Source organism: Pseudonocardia oceani, from assembly GCF_019263585.2.
In the GTDB taxonomy this organism is placed as follows: Bacteria; Actinomycetota; Actinomycetes; order Mycobacteriales; family Pseudonocardiaceae; genus Pseudonocardia; species Pseudonocardia oceani.
The window spans coordinates 5,015,937-5,034,599 of record NZ_JADQDF010000001.1 but is presented as its reverse complement, the minus strand read 5'-3'; the positions used below and the strand labels follow the sequence as shown (position 1 = coordinate 5,034,599).

Sequence of the window (18,663 nt, the reverse complement as noted above, 5' to 3'; positions counted from 1 at the left end):
GCTCCCATGACGTCGACGCTCATCCCCCCGGTCACCCTGGAGGTCGAGGACCTCGTCGTCGAGGTGCTCACCGAGCACGGCTGGGCCACCGTCGTCGACGGCGTGAGCTTCGCCGTCGCCCGCGGCGAGACGCTCGGCATCGTCGGCGAGTCCGGCTCGGGCAAGAGTGTGACCTGCCTGTCGATCGCCGGCCTGATGCCGCCGCGGCAGACCCGCGTCCGCGCCACCACGCTCCGGGTGCTCGACCACGACCTCACCGGGCTCACCCCGAAGCAGATGTCCGACGTCCGCGGGCCGAACATCGCGATGATCTTCCAGGAGCCGATGACGAGCCTGAACCCGGCGTTCACGGTCGGCGACCAGATCGCCGAGGTGCTGCGCCGGCACGAGGGCCTGTCGCGGAAGGCGTCCTGGGCCCGCGCGGTCGCGCTGCTCGAGCGGGTCGGGGTGCCCGACCCGGGCCGGCGGGCCCGCCAGTACCCCTTCGAGTTCTCGGGCGGGATGCGGCAGCGCGTGATGATCGCGATCGCGCTCGCCTGCAACCCCGACGTGATCATCGCCGACGAGCCGACGACCGCGCTCGACGTCACCGTGCAGGCCCAGATCCTCGAGCTGCTGCGGGAGATCCAGCGCGAGCACGGCATGTCGGTCATCGTCATCACCCACGACCTGGGCGTCGTCGCCGACGTCTGCGACCGCGTGCTCGTCATGTACGCCGGGCAGATCGTGGAGGGCGCCCCGGTCGACGACCTGTTCGAGCACCCCCGCCATCCCTACATGGAGGGGCTGCTGGCCGCGATGCCGCGGATGGACCAGCCGGCGGCGGCGCTGGAGAGCATCCCCGGCTCGCCGCCCCGCGTCGGCGGCATGCCCGAGGGCTGCCGGTTCCACCCGCGCTGCCGGTACGCGCAGGCGGAGTGCCGCACCGGCGGCTCACCGGTCCTCGAACGCCCCGACCCCGACCGCCCCGTGCGGTGCCTGCGGCACCGCGAGCTGACCCTGCGAGGTACCGCGTGACCGCGTCGCCGACCGTTCCGCTGCTCGACGTCGAGGACCTCGTCGTCGGGTTCCCCTCCCGCCGGAGGCTGTTCCGGCCCGCTCCCCCGCCCGTGCGGGCCGTCGACGGCGTCAGCTTCCAGCTGCACGCGGGAGAGACGGTCGGGCTCGTCGGGGAGAGCGGCTGCGGGAAGTCGACGACCGCGCGCGGGCTGATGCGGCTCGTCGAGCCCACCTCCGGGTCGGTGCGCCTGGACGGGCGCGAGCTGCTCGGCCTGCCGCCGCGGCAGCTGCGCGCGGCCCGGCGCGACATCCAGATGGTCTTCCAGGACCCGTACTCGTCGCTGGACCCGTCGATGCTGATCCGGGAGTCGGTGGGCGAGCCGCTGGACGTGCACCTCGACCTGTCGCGCCGGGAGAAGGCCGAGCGGGTGGCCGAGCTGCTGCACCGGGTCGGGCTGCCGCCCGAGTACATGATGCGCTACCCGCACGAGTTCTCCGGCGGGCAGCGCCAGCGCCTGACCATCGCCCGGGCCATCGCCGCCGACCCGAGGATCCTGGTGCTCGACGAGGCCGTCAGCGCGCTGGACGTCTCCACCCAGAACCAGGTGATCGGGCTGCTGGAGGAGCTGTCGGCGGCCATCGGGCTCACCTACCTGTTCATCGCCCACGACCTGTCGGTCGTCCGCCACATCTCCGACCGGGTCGCGGTGATGTACCTGGGGCAGATCGTCGAGCACGGCGACGCCGCCCGCGTCTTCGACTCCCCGGCGCACCCCTACACCGAGGCGCTGCTCTCGGCCGTGCCGGTGCCCTCGCCGCGCGCGCAGCGCGAACGCGAGCGGATCGTGCTGGCCGGCGACCCGCCCGACCCGTCGCGCGTGCCGCCGGGCTGCCGGTTCCACACCCGCTGCCCCTACGTCATGGACGTCTGCCGCACCGAGGTGCCGGTGCCGACGCGGGCGCTGGGCTCCGGCTCGGTGTCGTGCCACCTGCACACGTCGGGCCCCGGCCTGGCGGGCGCGTCGGTCCGGACGCTGGGCCGCGGCCGCGCGGGGGTGCCGGCATGAGGACCACGCGCTGGCAGGGCATCGGCTCGGTCGCCCTCGTCGACGAGCCCGACCCCGAACCCGGTCCCGACGCCGTGGTGCTCGACGTCGAGGCCTGCGGCATCTGCGGCTCCGACGTCCACGCGTTCGCGGAGGGCGCCTGGATCACCGAGGGCGCCGCCATGGGCCACGAGTTCTCCGGCACCGTGAGCCGCGTCGGCGACGCCGTGGCGTCGTGGACGGTCGGGGACCGCGTGGCCGTGATCCCGATGGGCCCGTGCGGCACCTGCGCGCAGTGCCGCGCCGGGCGCACCAACCTGTGCGCGGCCCCGGGCAGCAGCGCCCGCGGCGGGCTGGCCGACCAGGTGCTCGTCCCGCGCGCCGACGACGCCAAGCTGCACCGGCTGCCCGACGCGCTGAGCTTCGAGGAGGGCGCGTTCCTCGAACCGCTCTCGGTGGCGGTGCGGGTCGTGCGGCACGCCGCCGTCGACCCGGCGCAGCCCGTCGTCGTCTCCGGGCTCGGGTCGATCGGGCAGTGCGTGCTGCGCGTCCTGCTCGCCCTGGGCTGCACCGAGGTGCTGGGGATCGACGTGTCGGCGCCGCGGCTCGCGGCCGCGGCACTCACCGGCGCCCCGGTCCTCGACCCGCGCACCGAGGACGTCCGCGCGCACGTGCTCGACCGCTGGGGCACCTCGACGTCGCCGTACCAGGCGGGCAGCGGGAACGTCGCCGCGTTCGTCGAGTGCTCGGGCGCCCTGCCGATGCTGGAGCTGGCCACCGCGGTGACCCGGGCCGCCGGCACCGTCGCGCTCGCCGGGCTCACCAGCTCGACGCCCGCCGTGGACCTCAACACCGTGGTGCAGAAGGAGCTGCGCCTGCTGGGCAGCTTCGCCTACACCGCCGACGACGCCGCGGAGGCGCTGCGGCTGCTGGCGACGGGCGCCGTGCAGGTCGCACCGCTGGTGTCGCACCGCGTGCCCCTGTCGCGCGTCGAGGAGGCGTTCGCGACGCAGCACGCGGTGGACGGCTCGGTCAAGGTCGTCGTGGTGCGTGACCGGTGAACGGCCCCACCATGCGTGCGGTAGGCGTGCGCGAGCCCGGCGGCCCCGCGGCGCTGCGGCTGGTCGAGCTGCCCGTGCCCGAGCCCGGCCCCGGGGAGATCCGCATCCGCGTGCGCGCGGCCGCGGTGAACCCGACCGACACCGTCTACCGCCAGCTCGGCCCGGCGCCCGAGGAGGGCCTGGACCCGCCGTGGATCCCCGGGATGGAGCTCGCGGGCACCGTGGACGCCGTCGGGGACACCTCCGTCGCGGGTACCGCCCCCTGGAGCGTCGGCGACCGCGTCATGGCGATCGTCATGCCGCGACGTCGCCACGGCGGGGCCTACGCGGAGCAGGTCGTGGTCCCCGCCGACGCGGCGGCCGCGATCCCCGACGGCATCGGCGACGCCGAGGCGTCGACCCTGCCGATGAACGGCCTCACCGTCGTCTCGGCGCTCGCGCACCTGGCGCTGCCGCCCGGTGCCGTGCTCGGGGTGACCGGGGCGGCGGGCGCGGTCGGCGGCTACGCGATCGAGCTCGGCCGGGCGGCCGGGCTCACCGTGGTCGCCGACGCGAGCGCCGCCGACGAGGAGCTGGTCGCCTCCCTGGGCGCCGACGTCGTGGTGCGCTCGTCGCGCGACCCGCGCGAGGAGGTCGCGGCGTTCCGGGCCGCGGTGCCCGGCGGCGTCGACGGGCTGCTCGACGCCGCCGTCCTCGACGCGGGAGCGCTGGGCATCGTGCGCGACGGCGGCGCCCTGGCCACCGTCCGCTTCTGGGACGGGCCGGCCGAGCGCGGCATCCGCGTGCACCCGGTCCGGGTGCGCGACCACCTGCACGACGGCGCGGGCATCGCCCGGCTCGCCGACCTCGTCGTCCGGGGGCGGCTGACGCTGCGCCTGGCCGGCACGGTCCCCGCCGCCGAGGCGGCGTCGGCCCACGAGCGCCTGGAGGCCGGCGGCGTCCGCGGCCGGCTCGTCCTCACGTTCTGACCCACCCCCGAGCAGCACCCACAGCAGGCCATCCACCGAAGGGAAGGACCCCCATGAGCGCAGCGCTCGAGGGCAAGGTCGCCGTGATCACCGGCGGCGCCAGCGGCATCGGCCAGGCCACCGCGGCCCGGTTCGCCGAGGAGGGCGCCGACGTCGTCGTCGGCGACCTCGCCCCCGCCGACGACACGGTCCGCCTGGTCGAGAAGGCGGGCCGGCGCGCCCTCTACGTCCGCACCGACACCACCAGCGAGGAGCAGTGCGACGCGCTCGTCGCCGCGGCCGTCGCCGAGTTCGGGAAGGTCGACGTCGGCGTCGCGTCCGCGGGGATCGCGACCGCCGCGGGCCCCAGCAACGTGCAGACCCGCGCCGCGGGCGAGCGCTCCACGCACCTGGTCAACCTGGCCACGGAGGCGTTCACCCGCGTGCTCGACATCAACATCACCGGCGTGATGCTCACCTGCCGGGCACTGGCTCGGCAGATGCTCGAGCAGGGCACCGGCGGCTCGATCGTCACGATCGCGTCCAGCGCGGCGAAGATCCCGCTGGCCGGGGCGGCGCCCTACTGCGTGTCCAAGGCCGGCGTGCACATGCTCACCAAGGTCCTCGCGCTGGAGCTGGCCGCCACCGGCATCCGCGTCAACGCCGTCGGGCCGGGCTACACCGCCACCCCGATGATCGCCGGGATCGAGGACAACACCACCGCCTACGACCTCGCCATGTCCATCACGCCGATGAACCGGCTGGGCCGCCCCGAGGAGATCGCGGCGACCTGCCTGTTCCTCGCCTCCGACGAGTCCTCGTTCACGACCGGGCAGCTGCTGCTCCCGGCCGGTGGACAGTTCACGGGCTGAGCCGGTGTCCGCGCCCCGCCGCCTGCTCACCGGCCTCGTCGCCGTCCTCGCGCTCGCCCTCACCGCCTGCGGCGGTGCGGGTGCCGGGCGCGCCGCCGGTGGCGAGCCCGATCCCGAGGCCGTCCTGCGCTACGCGTTCGTGCAGTCGACATCCACCTTCGACCCGCACCGCTCCGGCAACGCCTGGGACATGGTCAACCTCCGGCTGGTCTACGACCAGCTCCTGCAGGAGGACGCCGACGGGGACATCGTCCCGATGCTCGCCACGGGCTACGAGTTCCTCGACGAGGGCCGCGTCCTGGCACTGACCCTGCGCGACGACGTCGTCTTCCACGACGGCACACCGTTCGACTCCGCGGCGGTCGTGGCCAACCTCGACCGCGCCCGCACCCTGGAGGGCGGCACGCTCGCCGGCGCGCTCCGGGCGATCGAGAGCGTCGAGGCGCCGGATCCGACCAGCGTGCGCATCACGCTGAACGCGCCCGGCGGCAACCTGCCCGCGCTGTTCACCGAGCGCCACGGCTCCATGATCAGCCCGGCGGCCTTCGACAACCCCGACCTCGACCAGAACCCCGTCGGCTCCGGCATGTTCACCCTCGTCGAGCACATCCCGGGCCAGGTCTCGCGCTACAGCCGCGCCGAGGGCTACTGGGACCCGGACGCGGTGCGCGTGGCCGGCGTCGACGTCCTCGTGCAGACCTCGTCGCCGACGCGGCTCAACATGCTGCTCAGCGGGCAGGTCGACATGACCTACCTGGACCCGTCCACGCAGGACCAGGCGGTGGCGGCCGGGCTCAACGTGGAGCCCTCGGTGAGCACGACGATCTTCCGGATGACGATGAACACGGGGTCCCCGCCGTTCGACGACATCCGCGTGCGGCAGGCGATGGAGCACGCCGTCGACCGCCAGGCGATCGTCGACGGGGTCTTCTTCGGCATCGGCGAGCCGGTCGCGCAGCTGATCCCGCCCGGCCACTGGGCCTACGACCCGGCGGTGGCGGCGGACTCCCCCGAGCACGGCTACGACCCCGCCCGGGCCCGCGCCCTGCTCGCCGAGGCCGGCTACCCGGACGGGCTCGACTTCGACATGCTCATCCCCGCCCTCGACGACCACCGCACGGTGGCCGAGGCGGTGCTCCCGATGCTGGCCGAGGTCGGCATCCGGGCCCGCACCCAGGTGGTCGAGCCCGCCACCACGCCGGCCACGTTCTTCGGCCGCCAGGAGGGCGACGCCTACATCGGGGCCCAGGCCCCGTTCACCGACCCGTCCAACCAGTACGAGTCGAACCTGACGGGGCAGTTCACCAACCCGTGGAACACCACGTCGCCGGAGTTCACGCAGGCCTGGGACGACTCCCTGCGCGGCGACACCCGCGAGGCCCGGCTGCCCGCCGTGCACCGCATGATCGAGGCGGAGAAGGGGCTGCTGCGGCAGTTCGGCATCTTCGCCGCCCAGCCGCCCAGCGTGTGGACCGACGCCGTCCTGTTCCCGGACGGCTACCGCCCCGCCTACGCGGCGACGTTCCGGGGCGTGGCGATCAGCCGCTGACCCCGTCTCCCCTCCCCCTGTCAGGAGATCGCAAGTGAGCTCAGCAACGACGCTGCGATGGCGCCCCCGATGGTCGATCGTCCTGTTCGCCGTGCTCGCGCTGGTCCTGTCCGCCTGCGGCGGGACGGCGCGCTCGGCGGGCACGGGCGAGATCGACCCCGAGGGCACGTTCCGCTACGTGTTCGTGCAGAACCCGTCGACGTTCGACCCCCACAAGTCCGCCAACCCGTGGGACATGATCTTCTTCCGCCTCGTCTACGACCAGCTGATCATGGAGGACGAGTCGGGTGAGCTCGTCCCTCAGCTGGCCACCTCGTGGGAGTTCGTCGACGACGACACCGCGATCGTGCTCAGCCTGCGCGACGACGTCAGCTTCACCGACGGCACGCCGTTCGACGCGGAGGCGGTGCGGGCCAACATCGAGCGGGCCATGACGATGGAGGGCAGCACGCAGAAGGGCGCGCTCGCCCGCGTGTCCGGCGTCGAGGTGGTCGACGAGTTCACCGCGCGCGTGAACCTGAGCGGACCGGGCGGCAACCTGCCCGCACTGTTCAGCGGCACGCTCGGCTCGATGATCAGCCCGGCCGCGTTCGCCAACCCCGACCTCGACCAGAACCCGGTCGGCTCCGGGATGGCGACGCTGGCCGAGTACATCCCCGGGCAGATCACGCGCTACGACCGCAACCCGGGCTACTGGGACCCGGACGCCGCGAAGGCCGCGCACTACGAGATCTACGTGCAGACCTCCGCGCCGACGCGGATGAACATGCTCCAGACCGGGCAGGCGGAGCTGACCTACCTCGACCCGTCGCAGGCCGACCAGGCCGCCGCGGCCGGGCTCAACACCGCCCCGTCCAAGAGCCTGTCGATCATGTCGATGTACATGAACACCGGCCGTCCGCCGTTCGACGACATCCGCGTGCGGCAGGCGATGCAGCACGCGGTGGACCGGCAGGCGATCGTCGACGGCGTCTTCTTCGGCATCGGGCAGCCCGTGGCGCAGTACATGCCGCCCGACTACTGGGCGTTCGACCCGGCCGTCACGCCCGAGGGCGAGAACGGCTACGACCCCGCGCTGGCCCGGCGGCTGCTGGCCGAGGCGGGGCACCCCGACGGCCTCGAGTTCGAGATGATCGTGCCCGGGCTCGACGACCACCGCGCCGTGGCCGAGGCGCTCGTGCCCATGCTCGCCGAGGCGGGCCTGCGCGCGAAGACCCGCGTCGTGGAGTCGCCCACCACCGCCGTCACCTTCTACGGGCGGCAGGAGGGCGACGCGTTCCCCGGCATGGGCGCGCCGTTCCAGGACCCCACCACGGTGTACCAGGCCAGCCTGCCCGGCCAGTACGCCAACCCGTGGAACACCTCGACGCCGCAGTTCCAGGAGGCGTGGCTGGAGGCGCTCGCCGGCTCGACGCGGGAGGCGCGCCTGCCCGCGATGCACCGGATGGTCGAGGAGGAGAAGCGCATCCTCAAGTCGTTCCCGCTGCACGCGCACGTCCCGCCCAGCGCGTGGACCGACCGGGCCGTGTTCCCGGAGGGCTACCAGCCCGCGTACGCGCCGACGTTCCGCGGCGTGGGCGTCACCGGCTAGGTGTGGAGCGCTGCACACGATGCGGCGCGCAGGGGTGGGCGGCCGTCCGTTGTCGCGGCGGGCGCCCCTCCCCACACTGGACGGGGAGGGCGAGCCCTCCGACCGGGCGTGACGCACCGCCGGTCCGCCGGAGCACTCCGGCAGCACCTGATCCGCACCCGATCCCCACCTGCGAGAGGACAGCCATGCGCCTGGACGGCAAGGTCGCCGTGATCACCGGAGGCGGCTCGGGCATCGGCGCCGCCACGGCCCGCGCGTTCGTCCGCGAGGGCGCCCGCGTGGTGCTCGCCGACATCGACGAGGCGGCGGGCGCCGCCGTGGCCGGCGAGCTGCGCGACGGCGGCGGCGTCGCCGACTTCCTGCACGCCGACGCCGCCGACCCGGCCGCGATCGAGCGGGTGATCGGTTTCGCGGTCGACACCCACGGCACGCTCGACGTGCTGCACAACAACCACGTCGCCTACGAGGCCGGCCGGGTCGGCGACCTCACCCTCGACGGCTTCCGGCGCTCGCTCGACGTCGGGCTCGTCTCCTACTGGTACGCGATCAAGCTCGCGCTGGTGCCGATGCTGGCGGCCGGGCGCGGCTCGATCGTCAACACCGCCTCGGTGTCGGGCCTGGCGGGCGACTACGGGCTGGGCGCCTACAACGTCCTCAAGGCCGGGGTCGTCAACCTGTCCCGCGTCACCGGCATCGAGTACGCCCGCAAGGGGATCCGCTGCAACGCGGTGTGCCCCGGCCCCATCGGGACACCGCCCATCGACCGGCTGCACGACGCCGCGCCGGCGATCTGGGAGGACATCCGCGACGCGATCCCGATGGGCCGCTACGGCCGCGCGGAGGAGATCGCGAACGTCGTGCTGTTCCTCGCCTCCGACGAGGCGGCCTTCGTCACCGGCACCCACGTCGTCGCCGACGGCGGGCTGTGGGCCCACTCCGGGATGCCGCCCATCGGCGGCCTCGGCCCGGACTTCTGACCGACACACCCAGAGAGGACGATCATGACCACCTTGGAGATCCCGCACGTCGGCCGGTTCGACGTGCAGGTGTGGGAGCAGGGCAGCGGCGACCCGCTGCTGTACCTGCACGGCTACGAGCGCCACCCCGGCGGGGCCGGGTTCCTGCAGCGCCTGGCCGCCGACCGCCGCGTGCTCGCCCCCGAGCAGCCCGGGTACGGCAGCTCGACCGGGTTCGAGTCGTTCACCGACGTCCTCGACGTCGCCCTGTTCTACCGCGAGCTCGTCGAGTCGTGGGGCATCGACCGCATCGACGTCGTCGGCCACTCGCTGGGCGGGATGTTCGCCGCCGAGCTGGCCGCGATCGCCCCGCAGCTGGTGAACCGGCTGGTGCTGGTCAACGCCTACGGGCTGTGGCTCGACGACGAGCCCACCCTCGACCCGTTCGGCGCGGCCGACCAGGTGAAGGCGGCGAAGTGGCACGGCACCCCGCCGAAGGCGGAGCCGACGAACTTCGTGCCCGTCGAGGGCGACCCGCACGCCGCGATCCTGTTCGCCGCGCAGAACCTCGGCTCGGCCACCAAGTTCATGTGGCCCATCGCCGACCGCGGCCTGCGGCGGCGCCTGCCGCTGATCGACGCCCCGACGCTCGTCGTCCACGGGACGTCGGACGGGCTGCTGCCGCTGTCCTACGCCGAGGAGTTCGTGCGGCTCATCCCGCAGGCCTCGCTCGCCCCGATCGAGGCGGCGGGCCACTACCCCATGGTCGAGCAGGAGGACGCGTTCGTGTCCGCCGTGACCACCTTCCTGAACAGCTGACGAGGAGACCACGATGGGACGGGTAGCGGGCAAGATCGCGCTGGTCACCGGCGGTGCGGCCGGCATCGGCGCCGCCACGGCGGAGACCCTGGCGCGCGAGGGTGCGCAGGTCGTGATCGCCGACATCAACCTCGACGGGGCGAAGCGGACCGCCGAGTCGATCGGGGACGCGGCCACCGCCGTGCACTTCGACGCCACCGACCAGGCCTCGATCGAGGCGCTGGTCGCGGGCGTGGTCGCGCAGCACGGGCGGATCGACGTCGTCCACAACAACGCGGCCCTGGTCGGGCCGGACGCCTGGTCCACCGACGGCTCGGTGATCGACACGACGGTCGAGATGTGGGACCGCGCGTTCGCGACCAACGTCCGCAGCATCTTCCTGATCTGCAAGAACGCGCTGCCGCACATGGTCGAGGGCGGCGGCGGATCGATCGTCAACATGGCCTCGGTCGGCGGCATGCGCGGCAGCTCGGCGCTGACCGCCTACGGCACGACCAAGGCCGCCGTCATCGGGTTCACCCGGTTCGTCGCGGCGCAGCACGGCAAGCAGGGCGTGCGCTGCAACGCGATCGCCCCCGGCGTGATCCGCACCCAGCAGCTGCTCGACGCCGTGCCCGACCTGCCGGCCGCGGCGCTGGCCGGCGTCGCCTCGCCGCGGGTCGGCGAGCCCACCGACATCGCCAACATGGTGCTGTTCCTCGCCTCGGACGAGTCGGCCTTCGTCAACGGCGAGGTCTACCGCGTCGACGGCGGGGCGATGACCGCCGGCGCCCGCTGACCCTCCGACACCCGCCCCGCCCTCCGAGGAGAGACCGATGATCAAGCTGACCGTCCTGTACGACACCCCCGCCGACGTCGAGGCGTTCGACGCCCACTACCTCGGCACCCACGTCCCGCTCGCGCAGGCGGTGCCCGGCATCGAGAAGGTGGAGGTGACCCGCTTCCTGCCCGGCCCGGACGGCTCCGCGCCCCGCTTCCACATCATGGCCGAGCTGTACTTCGCCGACGCCGACGCGATGGGCGCCGCCCTGGCCACGCCCGAGGGCAAGGAGCTCGGCGCCGACGTGGCGAACCTCGGCGGCACGACCGCCACCCACCTGGTCGGCACCGTCGCCTGACCGGCACCCGCAGCCCACGGAAGGACTCCCGTGAAGTTCCACTGGTTCGCCCAGCAGTACTACACCAAGCTCCCGGCCGACTACGGCGACACCGTGCACAGCTCCTGGGTCACGCCGCCCGCCTCGGTCGCCGACCCCACGCAGGTGGGCGAGGACTACCACACCTACATCCGCCTGATGCAGCAGGCGGACGGCCTCGGCTGGGACTCGCTGCTGCTCAACGAGCACCACCAGACCTCGCTCGCGATGACGCCCTCGCCCAACCTCATCGCCTCGATCCTGGCCGCCACCACGGAGAACGCCGCGATCGCGCTGTGCGGCAACTCCCTGGCGCTCTACAACCCGCCGGTCCGGGTGGCCGAGGAGATCGCGATGCTCGACTGCCTGTCGGGCGGGCGGATCATCGCGGGCATCGTGTTCGGCACGCCGATGGACACCGCGTTCGCCTACGGGGTGCCGCCGATCGAGCTGCGCGACCGCTTCCACGAGGCCCGCGACCTCATCACGCGGGCGTGGAAGGCCGAGGAGCCGTTCGCGTTCAACGGGCAGTACACCAAGCTGCGCTACGTCAACCCGTGGCCGCGGCCGGTGCAGGACGAGATCCCCGTGTGGATCCCGGGCAGCGGCAGCCCCGAGACCTGGGACGTCGTCAACGCGCTGGACTACTGCTACGGCTACCTGTCGTTCTCGGGCAAGCAGAGCGCGGCGCCGATCGTCAACGGGTTCTGGGAGTACACCGCCGACCAGGGCGCGAACATGAACCCCAACCGGATGGCGTTCACACAGATCATCTGCACGGCCGACTCCGACGCCGAGGCCGAGCGGCTCTACGGCGACGCGGTGAAGTACTTCTACCGGCAGAACCCCACGGGCATCGAGTTCGCGACGCCGCCGGGCTACAACACCCCGGCGTCGGTGCGGGCGAACCTGACCCGGGCGAGGACGCAGTCGGCCGAGGAGCGGCTCAAGGCGACCCGCGGCGAGCTGTCGTTCTGGGAGTACGACGAGCTGGGCTACATCATCGCCGGCACCCCGGAGCGGGTGGAGCAGCGCGTCCGCGAGCTCGCCACCGACCTCCGGATCGGCCAGCTCATCACGTGCATGCACGTGGGCGACCTGCCCGAGGAGGTGGCCGCGCAGAACAACCAGCTCTTCGGCACCCAGGTGATCCCGAAGCTGCGCGACGTCTGGGGCGAGGAGGAGGACCGCTGGACGCCGAAGGTCAGCCAGGAGCGGGTCGCGGCGAAGTTCGGCGACGGCGCCCTGACCGGGTGAGCGGGACGGCGACCGCGGCGGGACCGGTGCAGCGGTCCCACCGCGGTCGCGTGACCGTGTCCGGAACGGGCCTCCGTCCTCTAGCGTGACGGACGGGCACGGGGCGGACACGCCGACCAGGCGGACGAGTGGACAGGCGGGCGGGGGCGGGACCGGGGGCATGGCGGAGCGCGGCGGGAGCGACGGGGCGGCCGAGGAGGTCGTCGCCCGGCTGCTCCACCTGCTCGCGACCGAGGCCCCCGGCGAGGCGTTCGACCGGCTGGCCGAGGCCGTCGAGAGCGGGCCGCCCACGGCCGAGCGCGACGAGCTGCTCGTGGCCGTGGGCCGGGCCGGCCGCGTGCGTGAGCTGCTCGACCACCGCAAGCGGCGCGAGAAGGAGACCCACGCGCTGTTCGAGACCGCCCGCGACCTGGCATCGCTGCGCGACGTCGACGAGGTGCTCGAGGCGATCGTCCGCCGGGCCCGCCAGCTGCTGGGCACCGACGCCACCTACCTGGCGCTGCGCGACCCCGGTGCGGGCGACGTCTACATGCGCACCACGCTCGGCACGGTGACCCGGGCGATCGAGTCGGTGCGCCAGCCGCTGGGCAGCGGGGTCGGCGGCCGGATCATCGCGACGGGCGAGCCGTTCGCGACCGCGGACTACGTCAACGACCCCCGGCTGCAGCGCGACCGCGCCGTCACCGACGCGGTCGTCGAGGACGGCATCGTGAGCATGGTCGGCGTCCCGCTGCGCATCGGCGACCAGGTGATGGGGGCGCTGTTCGTCGCCAACCGCTACGAGCGCGCGTTCGACCGGTCGGAGGTGGCGCTGCTGTCCTCGCTGGCCGACCACGCGTCGGTCGTGATCGAGAACTCGCGGCTGTTCGAGCACGCCGAGACGACGGCGCAGCGGCTGCGCGACGCCAACGAGGTGCTCGCCCACCAGGGGCGGGCGCTGGAGCGCGCCGGGGCCGCGCACGAGCAGCTGATGCCGCTGGCCCTGCGGCGCGCCGACGTCGGCGAGCTGGTCGAGACCGTCGCCGGGATGCTCGGGGCCGTGGTCGCGGCCGTGGGCGTCGACGGGCGGGTGCTCGCCTCCGCGGGCGGGGGCCCGCTGCCGGGCGACCTGCCCGCACCCGGGCCCGGGGCCGTCGGCGCGCACGAGGCCCGGCCCGGCACGTGGACGGTCCCCGTGCGGGCGGGTACCGAGTCGTTCGGGCACCTCGTGCTCGTCACCGGTGAGCCCCCGGCACCCCGGCTCGCCGGGCCCGACGTGCGCACGCTGGAGCGGGCGGCCCAGACCGCCGCGCTGCTGCTGCTCATGGACCGCCAGGTGTCGATGGCCGAGCAGCAGGTGCGCGGCGAGCTGGTCGACGACCTGCTGGCCGACCGCGAGCCCGACTGGCGCGCGTTCGAGCGGCGCGTCCGGCGGTCGGGCGGCATCGACCTGCGCACGCCGCACACCGTCGCCGTGGTCGCGGCCGACGGGGTGGGCCGGCGTGCGCTGCTGCACGCCGCGGCCGAGCTCGCCGCCCGGCACGGCGGCCTCGCCACGGAGCACGCGGCCCGCGTCGTGCTGCTGCTTCCCGACACCGACCCGGCCGAGCTCGCCCGGCAGCTCCCGGGCGAGCTCGGCCGGTCCACCGGGGTCCCGGTGACCGCGGGGGTGGCCGGCGTCGCGAGATCGGCGCGCGAGGTCCGCGACCGCCACCGCGAGGCGCAGCGCTGCCTGCGGCTGCTGCTGGCGCTGGGCCGCGCCGGGGAGGGCGCCGGGACCGAGGACCTCGGCGTGCTCGGGCTCGTCCTCGACGGCACCTCCCCCAAGCAGCTGCGGATGCTGCTCGCCGAGTCCGTCGCGCCCCTGGAGCGCTACGACGAGGAGCACCGCACGCTGCTGCTGCCCACGCTCGAGGGGTGGTTCGCCACCGGCCAGAACCCGCGGGCGGCGGCGCGCCTGCTGCAGGTGCACCCGAACACCGTCTACCAGCGGCTGGAGCGCATCGACAGCGTGCTCGGCCACCGCCGCCGGCGTGAGCCCGACGGCGCGCTGACGATGCACGTGGCGCTGCAGCTGCGCCGGGTGCTCGACCAGGTGCCGGTCGAGGAGCTCCTGCCGGCCCCCGGCGGCTAGCGACCGCTCGCCGGGCATCTCCTGCGTCTTGACCCCTTCTCGGGCACGAACCTACAGTCGGCTAACCACCGTTCGCCGCGAGCGCCGCCGGTCGTGCACAGGAGGGGGGCACCGATGTCGCTGTCCACCGACACGCCGGGCCGGATCGACGGGGCCGGCGGCGCGCTGTCGCGGATCCTGCACCTGCTCGCCGACGACGTGCCGGAGAGCACGCTCGCCGAGGCGGTGCGGGATGCCACCTCCGGGGAAGGGGGCACCGGGGACGAGGACACCGGGGACGAGGCCTCCGGGGACGGGAGCGCCGGGGCCTCCCCGCTCCTGCGCACCGCGCTGCAGGACGCGCAGCGCATCCGGGCGCTGCTGGACCGCCGCGCCCGCCGCGAGCAGGAGATGCAGGGGCTCTACGAGACCGCGCGCGACCTCACCTCGCTGCGCGGCACCGACGACGTCCTCAGCGCGATCGTCGACCGCGTCCGGCGGCTGCTGGGCTGCGCATGCAGCTACCTCGCGCTGGTCGAGCCGGCCAGCGGCGACGCGCTCATGCGGGTCACCGCCGGTACCCGCACGGCGGCGATCCGGTCGATCCGGCAGCGGCCCGGGTCGGGCGTCGGCGGCTACGTGATCGAGACCGGGCAGCCGATCGCCACCTCGAACTACTGCACCGACCCCCGCCTGCGGCGCGAGCGGCCCGTCGCGTCCGCCGTGGAGCTGGAGGGGCTCGTCGCCATCGCAGGTGTGCCGATCACGATCGGCACCCGGGTGTTCGGCGCCCTGTTCGCCGCCGAGCGGCACGAGCGCGCCTTCGGGCAGAGCGAGATCGCGCTGCTGTCCTCGCTCGCCGCGCACGCGTCCGTCGTCATCGAGAACGCGCGGCTCTACGAGCGGGCGCAGGAGGCGTCGGCCGAGCTGCGCGAGGCGAACGCCCGGCTGCACGCCCAGCGCGAGGTCCTGGAGCGGGCCGCGCGGGTCCACGAGCAGCTGATGCCCATGGCGCTCACCCGCGTCGACCTGCCGCACCTGGTCGACACGCTGGCGGAGCTGCTCGAGGGCACCGTCGTCCTGCTCGACCCCGCCGGGGGCGTGCTCGCCCACGGCGCGGCCCCCGGGGCGCCGCGGTTCCCCGGACCGGTCGGGGGCACCCGGCCGGCCGGGGCGCAGATCCGCGTGGTCCCGGTGCGCGCGGGCAAGGACTCGTTCGGCCGGCTGCTGCTCGCCCGCAGCACCCCGATCCCGGACGCCGACGTGCGCGCCCTGGAGCGCTCGGCCCAGACCGCGGCACTGCTGCTGCTCATGGAGCGCCAGAGCTCGATCGTCGCGCAGGAGCTGCACGCCGAGCTGGTGGAGGACCTCCTCGCGGACCGCGCCGCCGATCCCGCCGCGTTCCGGCGCCGGGCGCGCCGCCTGGGCGTGCTGGACCTGGACCGGCCGCACTCGGTCGTCGTGCTCACCGCCGCGGCGCTGCCCCGCCGCCGCCTGCTCGCGTACGCCGTCGAGTTCGCGACGGCCCGCGGGGGCGTGGTCGGCGAGCACGCCGGGCAGGTGGTGGCACTGGTCCCCGACCCGGACGCGGGTGCGCTCGCCCGCGCCGCGGTCGACCACGTGCGCGGCGCCACCGGCAGCCCGGCCACGGCCGGTGCCGCGGGCGCCGCCGACAGCGTCGACGGGCTGCGGTCCCTGCACCGCGGCGCCGCCCGCTGCCACCGCCTGCTCCTCGCGCTCGGCCGTGAGGGCGAGGGCTCCGACCTCGCCGAGCTGGGGGTCGTCGGGAGGGTCCTGGAGGACACCACCCCCGCGCAGGTGCAGCGCCTGCTCGACCGCACGCTGGGCCCGCTGCTGGCCTACGACCAGCGGCACGGCACCGTGCTGGTCCCGACGCTCGACCGCTACTTCGCCGCGGGCCAGAGCCCGCCCGACACCGCCCGCGAGCTCGGGGTCCACATCAACACCGTCTACCAGCGCCTCGACCGGATCGACCAGGTGCTGGGCGGGCGCTGCTGGCGCGAGCCCCGCGGCGCGCTGGAGATGCAGATGGTGCTGCAGTTCCACCGTCTGCGCGGCTGACGCCGGCTCCCCCGGCACCCGGCACGGGCCGGGTCAGGCCACCCCCAGCCGCGGCGCCAGCGCGTCGCCCGCGCTGCGCAGCGCCGCCAGCCCCGCGCTGAGCACCGGCTGGTCCTGCGCCCCCGCCCGCACCGCGGCGACGACGCGGCGCACCGGCGGGGCCGCGATGCGCAGGCGGCGGGTGTCGTGGCGGGCGGGGAGGTCGGCCAGGCGCGGCACCAGCGCCACGCCGAAACCGAGGGCCACCAGCGCGGCGCCGGTGTCCCACTCGTCGGCGTGGTGGGCGACGTCGGGGGCGAAGCCGGCGCCGGAGCAGGCCAGCGTCACGAGCTGGTGGTAGGCGGTGCCGGGGCCGCCGCAGATCCAGGGGTCGGCGGCGAGGTCGGCCAGGGCGACGTCGGCGCGCCCGACGAGCGGGTGGTCCGGGCCGACGAGCACGTCGAGCGGCTCGTCGTAGAGGATGCGCTGGTCGAACGCCGGGTCGGTGACCGGCGGGATGGCCGCCGTCGCGACGACCACGACGATGTCGGTGTCGCCCGCGGCGAGCAGGTCGAACGCGCGGGCGGGCTCGGCCTCGCGCAGGTGCAGCCGCAGGGTCGGGTGCGAGTCCCGCAGCAGCGCGAGCGCCGCGGGCACGACCGCGGCGGCCGCGGTGGAGAACGCGCAGAACCGCAGCGCCCCGGTGACACCGTCCGGCCGGTGCGCGCCCAGCTCGGCCCGCGCCCGCTCCCACTGGGCCGTCAGGACCTCCCCGTGCGCCAGCACGATCCGGGCGGCCGGGGTGAGCCGCACGCGCCGCCCGTCGGGTTCGAGCAGGACGACACCGAGCTCCCGGGCGAGCTGCTGCACCTGGTGCGACGCCGAGGACGGCGTCATCCGGCAGACCTGCGCCGCCGCGGTGACCGTGCCGTGGCGGGCGATCGCCTGCAGCACGCGGAGACGCCGGTCGATCATCCGAGGAACGTACACGGTCAGGGACGGGATTCTTCGATGGACGCGGACCGTCGCGGGTGCCGACACTGGCCCCATGGCCTACCGCACCATCGTCGTCGGCCTCGGCGGCCTGGGGTCGGCGGCGCTGCACCGCCTCGCCGCCGAGCAGGGGTCCGGTGTGCAGGGGTCCGGCCAGCAGGGGTCGGGCGTCCTGGGGATCGAGCAGTTCGAGCTCGGCCACCACCGCGGCGCCTCCCAGGACCACTCGCGGATCATCCGGCTCGCCCAGCACCAGGAGCAGTACGCGGCGCTGGCCGCGCCGGCCTACGCGGCGTGGGCGGAGGTCGAGGAGGAGTCCGGGCAGCGGCTGCTCACCCGCACCGGCGGGCTGGTGGTCGAGGACCGGGTCGCCCGGCGCGGCACCGCCACCGGTACCCGCAACATCGAGGGCTACACCGCGCTGTTCGACCGCTTCGGCGTCGGCTACGAGCTGCTCGACGCCGACGAGCTGGTCGCGCGCTGGCCCCAGTTCCGCGTCGACGGCGGCGAGCAGGCCCTCTACCAGGAGGACTCCGGCATCGTCGACGCCGGGCGCGCGAACGCGGTGCACATCGCGCTGGCCCGCGCGCACGGAGCGGAGGTCCGCACGCACACGCCGGTGCGCGAGGTCCGGCCCGACGGCGGCGGCGTCGCGGTCGTCACCGACGCGGGGGTGCTGCGCGCCGACCGGGTCGTCGTCACCGCCGACGCCTGGACCAACCAGGTCCTCGCCGCGACCGGCGTGCGGCTGCCGCTGACCGTGCTGCGCGAGCAGGTCACCTACTACGCGACGCCGCACCTCGCGGAGTTCTCGCCATCGCGGTTCCCGGTGTTCATGTGGCACGGCCGCCACAACTTCTACGGCTTCCCCGTGTACGGCGAGGTCGCCACGAAGCTCGGGCAGCACATGGGCGGCGACGAGACCACCGCCGACGACCGCTCGTTCGAGCCCGACCCCGTCCGCCGCGCGCGCTACGACGAGTTCCTCGCCCGCCACGTCCCGCGCTTCCGCGGTCCCGAGCTGTACTCGAGGACGTGCCTCTACACGGTGCCCCCGGACCAGGACTTCGTGCTCGACACGCTGCCCGGGGCCCCGCAGGTCGTCGTCGCGATCGGGGCCGGGCACGCCTACAAGTTCGCCGCGCTGATCGGGCGGCTGCTCACCGACCTGGCCCTGGACCGCACCCCGGACCTGCCGATCGGGGCGTTCGCGATCGACCGCCCGGCGCTGACCGACCCGGCGTTCCCGCGCAGCTTCCACACCTGAGCCCGGAGGACCGATCC

General features: G+C 74.6%; 16 protein-coding genes. 15 read left to right on the top strand and 1 reads right to left on the bottom strand.

Annotated elements, in window-relative coordinates:
- The first annotated feature begins 6 nt into the window (after nt 1-6).
- The 14 genes from I4I82_RS25070 (at nt 7) to I4I82_RS25005 (ending at nt 16,407) form a co-directional block, all read left to right on the top strand.
- Nucleotides 7-1,017: an ABC transporter ATP-binding protein gene (locus tag I4I82_RS25070; RefSeq protein WP_218591074.1), complete on the top strand. Its 1,011-nt coding sequence runs from the start codon at nt 7-9 to the stop codon at nt 1,015-1,017.
- The gene (locus I4I82_RS25065) at nt 1,014-2,066 is read left to right on the top strand and encodes an ABC transporter ATP-binding protein (protein WP_218591075.1); all 1,053 of its coding nucleotides are present in this window, start codon (nt 1,014-1,016) and stop codon (nt 2,064-2,066) included. Before I4I82_RS25070 ends, I4I82_RS25065 begins: the two co-directional genes overlap by 4 nt.
- On the top strand, nt 2,063-3,106 hold the full coding sequence (locus tag I4I82_RS25060) for a zinc-dependent alcohol dehydrogenase (protein ID WP_218591076.1): 1,044 nt from the start codon (nt 2,063-2,065) through the stop codon (nt 3,104-3,106). The genes I4I82_RS25065 and I4I82_RS25060 overlap by 4 nt, the downstream gene beginning before the upstream one ends.
- The gene (locus tag I4I82_RS25055; RefSeq protein WP_308112827.1) at nt 3,103-4,074 is read left to right on the top strand and encodes an NADP-dependent oxidoreductase; all 972 of its coding nucleotides are present in this window, start codon (nt 3,103-3,105) and stop codon (nt 4,072-4,074) included. The genes I4I82_RS25060 and I4I82_RS25055 overlap by 4 nt, the downstream gene beginning before the upstream one ends.
- A 53-nt stretch (nt 4,075-4,127) precedes the next feature.
- Nucleotides 4,128-4,925: an SDR family NAD(P)-dependent oxidoreductase gene (locus I4I82_RS25050; protein ID WP_218591077.1), complete on the top strand. Its 798-nt coding sequence runs from the start codon at nt 4,128-4,130 to the stop codon at nt 4,923-4,925.
- 4 nt (nt 4,926-4,929) lie between these two features.
- Nucleotides 4,930-6,474, top strand: coding sequence for an ABC transporter substrate-binding protein (locus tag I4I82_RS25045; protein WP_218591078.1), 1,545 nt, complete (start codon nt 4,930-4,932; stop codon nt 6,472-6,474).
- Nucleotides 6,475-6,508: 34 nt separating this feature from the next.
- On the top strand, nt 6,509-8,065 hold the full coding sequence (locus tag I4I82_RS25040; RefSeq protein WP_218591079.1) for an ABC transporter substrate-binding protein: 1,557 nt from the start codon (nt 6,509-6,511) through the stop codon (nt 8,063-8,065).
- Nucleotides 8,066-8,250: 185 nt separating this feature from the next.
- Nucleotides 8,251-9,042: an SDR family NAD(P)-dependent oxidoreductase gene (locus tag I4I82_RS25035; RefSeq protein ID WP_218591080.1), complete on the top strand. Its 792-nt coding sequence runs from the start codon at nt 8,251-8,253 to the stop codon at nt 9,040-9,042.
- Between the two features lie 24 nt (nt 9,043-9,066).
- Nucleotides 9,067-9,840, top strand: a complete 774-nt coding sequence (locus tag I4I82_RS25030) for an alpha/beta fold hydrolase (protein WP_218591081.1) — start codon at nt 9,067-9,069, stop codon at nt 9,838-9,840.
- A gap of 13 nt (nt 9,841-9,853) precedes the next feature.
- Nucleotides 9,854-10,618 carry an SDR family NAD(P)-dependent oxidoreductase gene (locus I4I82_RS25025; protein WP_218591082.1) on the top strand — a complete coding sequence of 255 codons (765 nt, stop codon included), beginning with the start codon at nt 9,854-9,856 and terminating at the stop codon, nt 10,616-10,618.
- 37 nt (nt 10,619-10,655) lie between these two features.
- Nucleotides 10,656-10,958, top strand: a complete 303-nt coding sequence (locus I4I82_RS25020) for an EthD family reductase (protein WP_218591083.1) — start codon at nt 10,656-10,658, stop codon at nt 10,956-10,958.
- Nucleotides 10,959-10,988: 30 nt separating this feature from the next.
- The gene (locus tag I4I82_RS25015; protein WP_218591084.1) at nt 10,989-12,233 is read left to right on the top strand and encodes an LLM class flavin-dependent oxidoreductase; all 1,245 of its coding nucleotides are present in this window, start codon (nt 10,989-10,991) and stop codon (nt 12,231-12,233) included.
- A 160-nt stretch (nt 12,234-12,393) separates the two neighbouring features.
- Nucleotides 12,394-14,346 (top strand): helix-turn-helix domain-containing protein, encoded by a 1,953-nt coding sequence (locus I4I82_RS25010; protein WP_218596059.1) that lies wholly within the window; start codon nt 12,394-12,396, stop codon nt 14,344-14,346.
- A 114-nt stretch (nt 14,347-14,460) separates the two neighbouring features.
- Complete coding sequence (locus I4I82_RS25005) at nt 14,461-16,407, top strand: helix-turn-helix domain-containing protein (protein WP_218591086.1); 1,947 nt, start codon at nt 14,461-14,463, stop codon at nt 16,405-16,407.
- 33 nt (nt 16,408-16,440) lie between these two features.
- Here I4I82_RS25005 and I4I82_RS25000 read toward each other — a convergent pair whose 3' ends face one another.
- Complete coding sequence (locus I4I82_RS25000; RefSeq protein ID WP_218591087.1) at nt 16,441-17,361, bottom strand: LysR family transcriptional regulator; 921 nt, start codon at nt 17,359-17,361, stop codon at nt 16,441-16,443.
- 73 nt (nt 17,362-17,434) lie between these two features.
- Between I4I82_RS25000 and solA the strand changes: the two genes are divergently transcribed.
- Entirely contained in the window at nt 17,435-18,646 is a 1,212-nt protein-coding gene (gene solA / locus I4I82_RS24995; RefSeq protein WP_218596058.1) for an N-methyl-L-tryptophan oxidase, read from the top strand.
- Nucleotides 18,647-18,663: the final 17 nt, after the last annotated feature.

What these genes read in the sequence shown, in the direction of transcription:
- I4I82_RS25025 (WP_218591082.1), top strand. Translation starts at nt 9,854, where the DNA reads ATGGGACGGGTAGCGGGCAAGATCGCGCTGGTCACCGGCGGTGCGGCC.
- I4I82_RS25005 (WP_218591086.1), top strand. Translation starts at nt 14,461, where the DNA reads ATGTCGCTGTCCACCGACACGCCGGGCCGGATCGACGGGGCCGGCGGC.
- I4I82_RS25030 (WP_218591081.1), top strand. Translation starts at nt 9,067, where the DNA reads ATGACCACCTTGGAGATCCCGCACGTCGGCCGGTTCGACGTGCAGGTG.
- I4I82_RS25035 (WP_218591080.1), top strand. Translation starts at nt 8,251, where the DNA reads ATGCGCCTGGACGGCAAGGTCGCCGTGATCACCGGAGGCGGCTCGGGC.
- I4I82_RS25020 (WP_218591083.1), top strand. Translation starts at nt 10,656, where the DNA reads ATGATCAAGCTGACCGTCCTGTACGACACCCCCGCCGACGTCGAGGCG.
- solA (WP_218596058.1), top strand. Translation starts at nt 17,435, where the DNA reads ATGGCCTACCGCACCATCGTCGTCGGCCTCGGCGGCCTGGGGTCGGCG.
- I4I82_RS25050 (WP_218591077.1), top strand. Translation starts at nt 4,128, where the DNA reads ATGAGCGCAGCGCTCGAGGGCAAGGTCGCCGTGATCACCGGCGGCGCC.
- I4I82_RS25070 (WP_218591074.1), top strand. Translation starts at nt 7, where the DNA reads ATGACGTCGACGCTCATCCCCCCGGTCACCCTGGAGGTCGAGGACCTC.
- I4I82_RS25000 (WP_218591087.1), bottom strand. Translation starts at nt 17,361, where the DNA reads ATGATCGACCGGCGTCTCCGCGTGCTGCAGGCGATCGCCCGCCACGGC.
- I4I82_RS25060 (WP_218591076.1), top strand. Translation starts at nt 2,063, where the DNA reads ATGAGGACCACGCGCTGGCAGGGCATCGGCTCGGTCGCCCTCGTCGAC.
- I4I82_RS25010 (WP_218596059.1), top strand. Translation starts at nt 12,394, where the DNA reads ATGGCGGAGCGCGGCGGGAGCGACGGGGCGGCCGAGGAGGTCGTCGCC.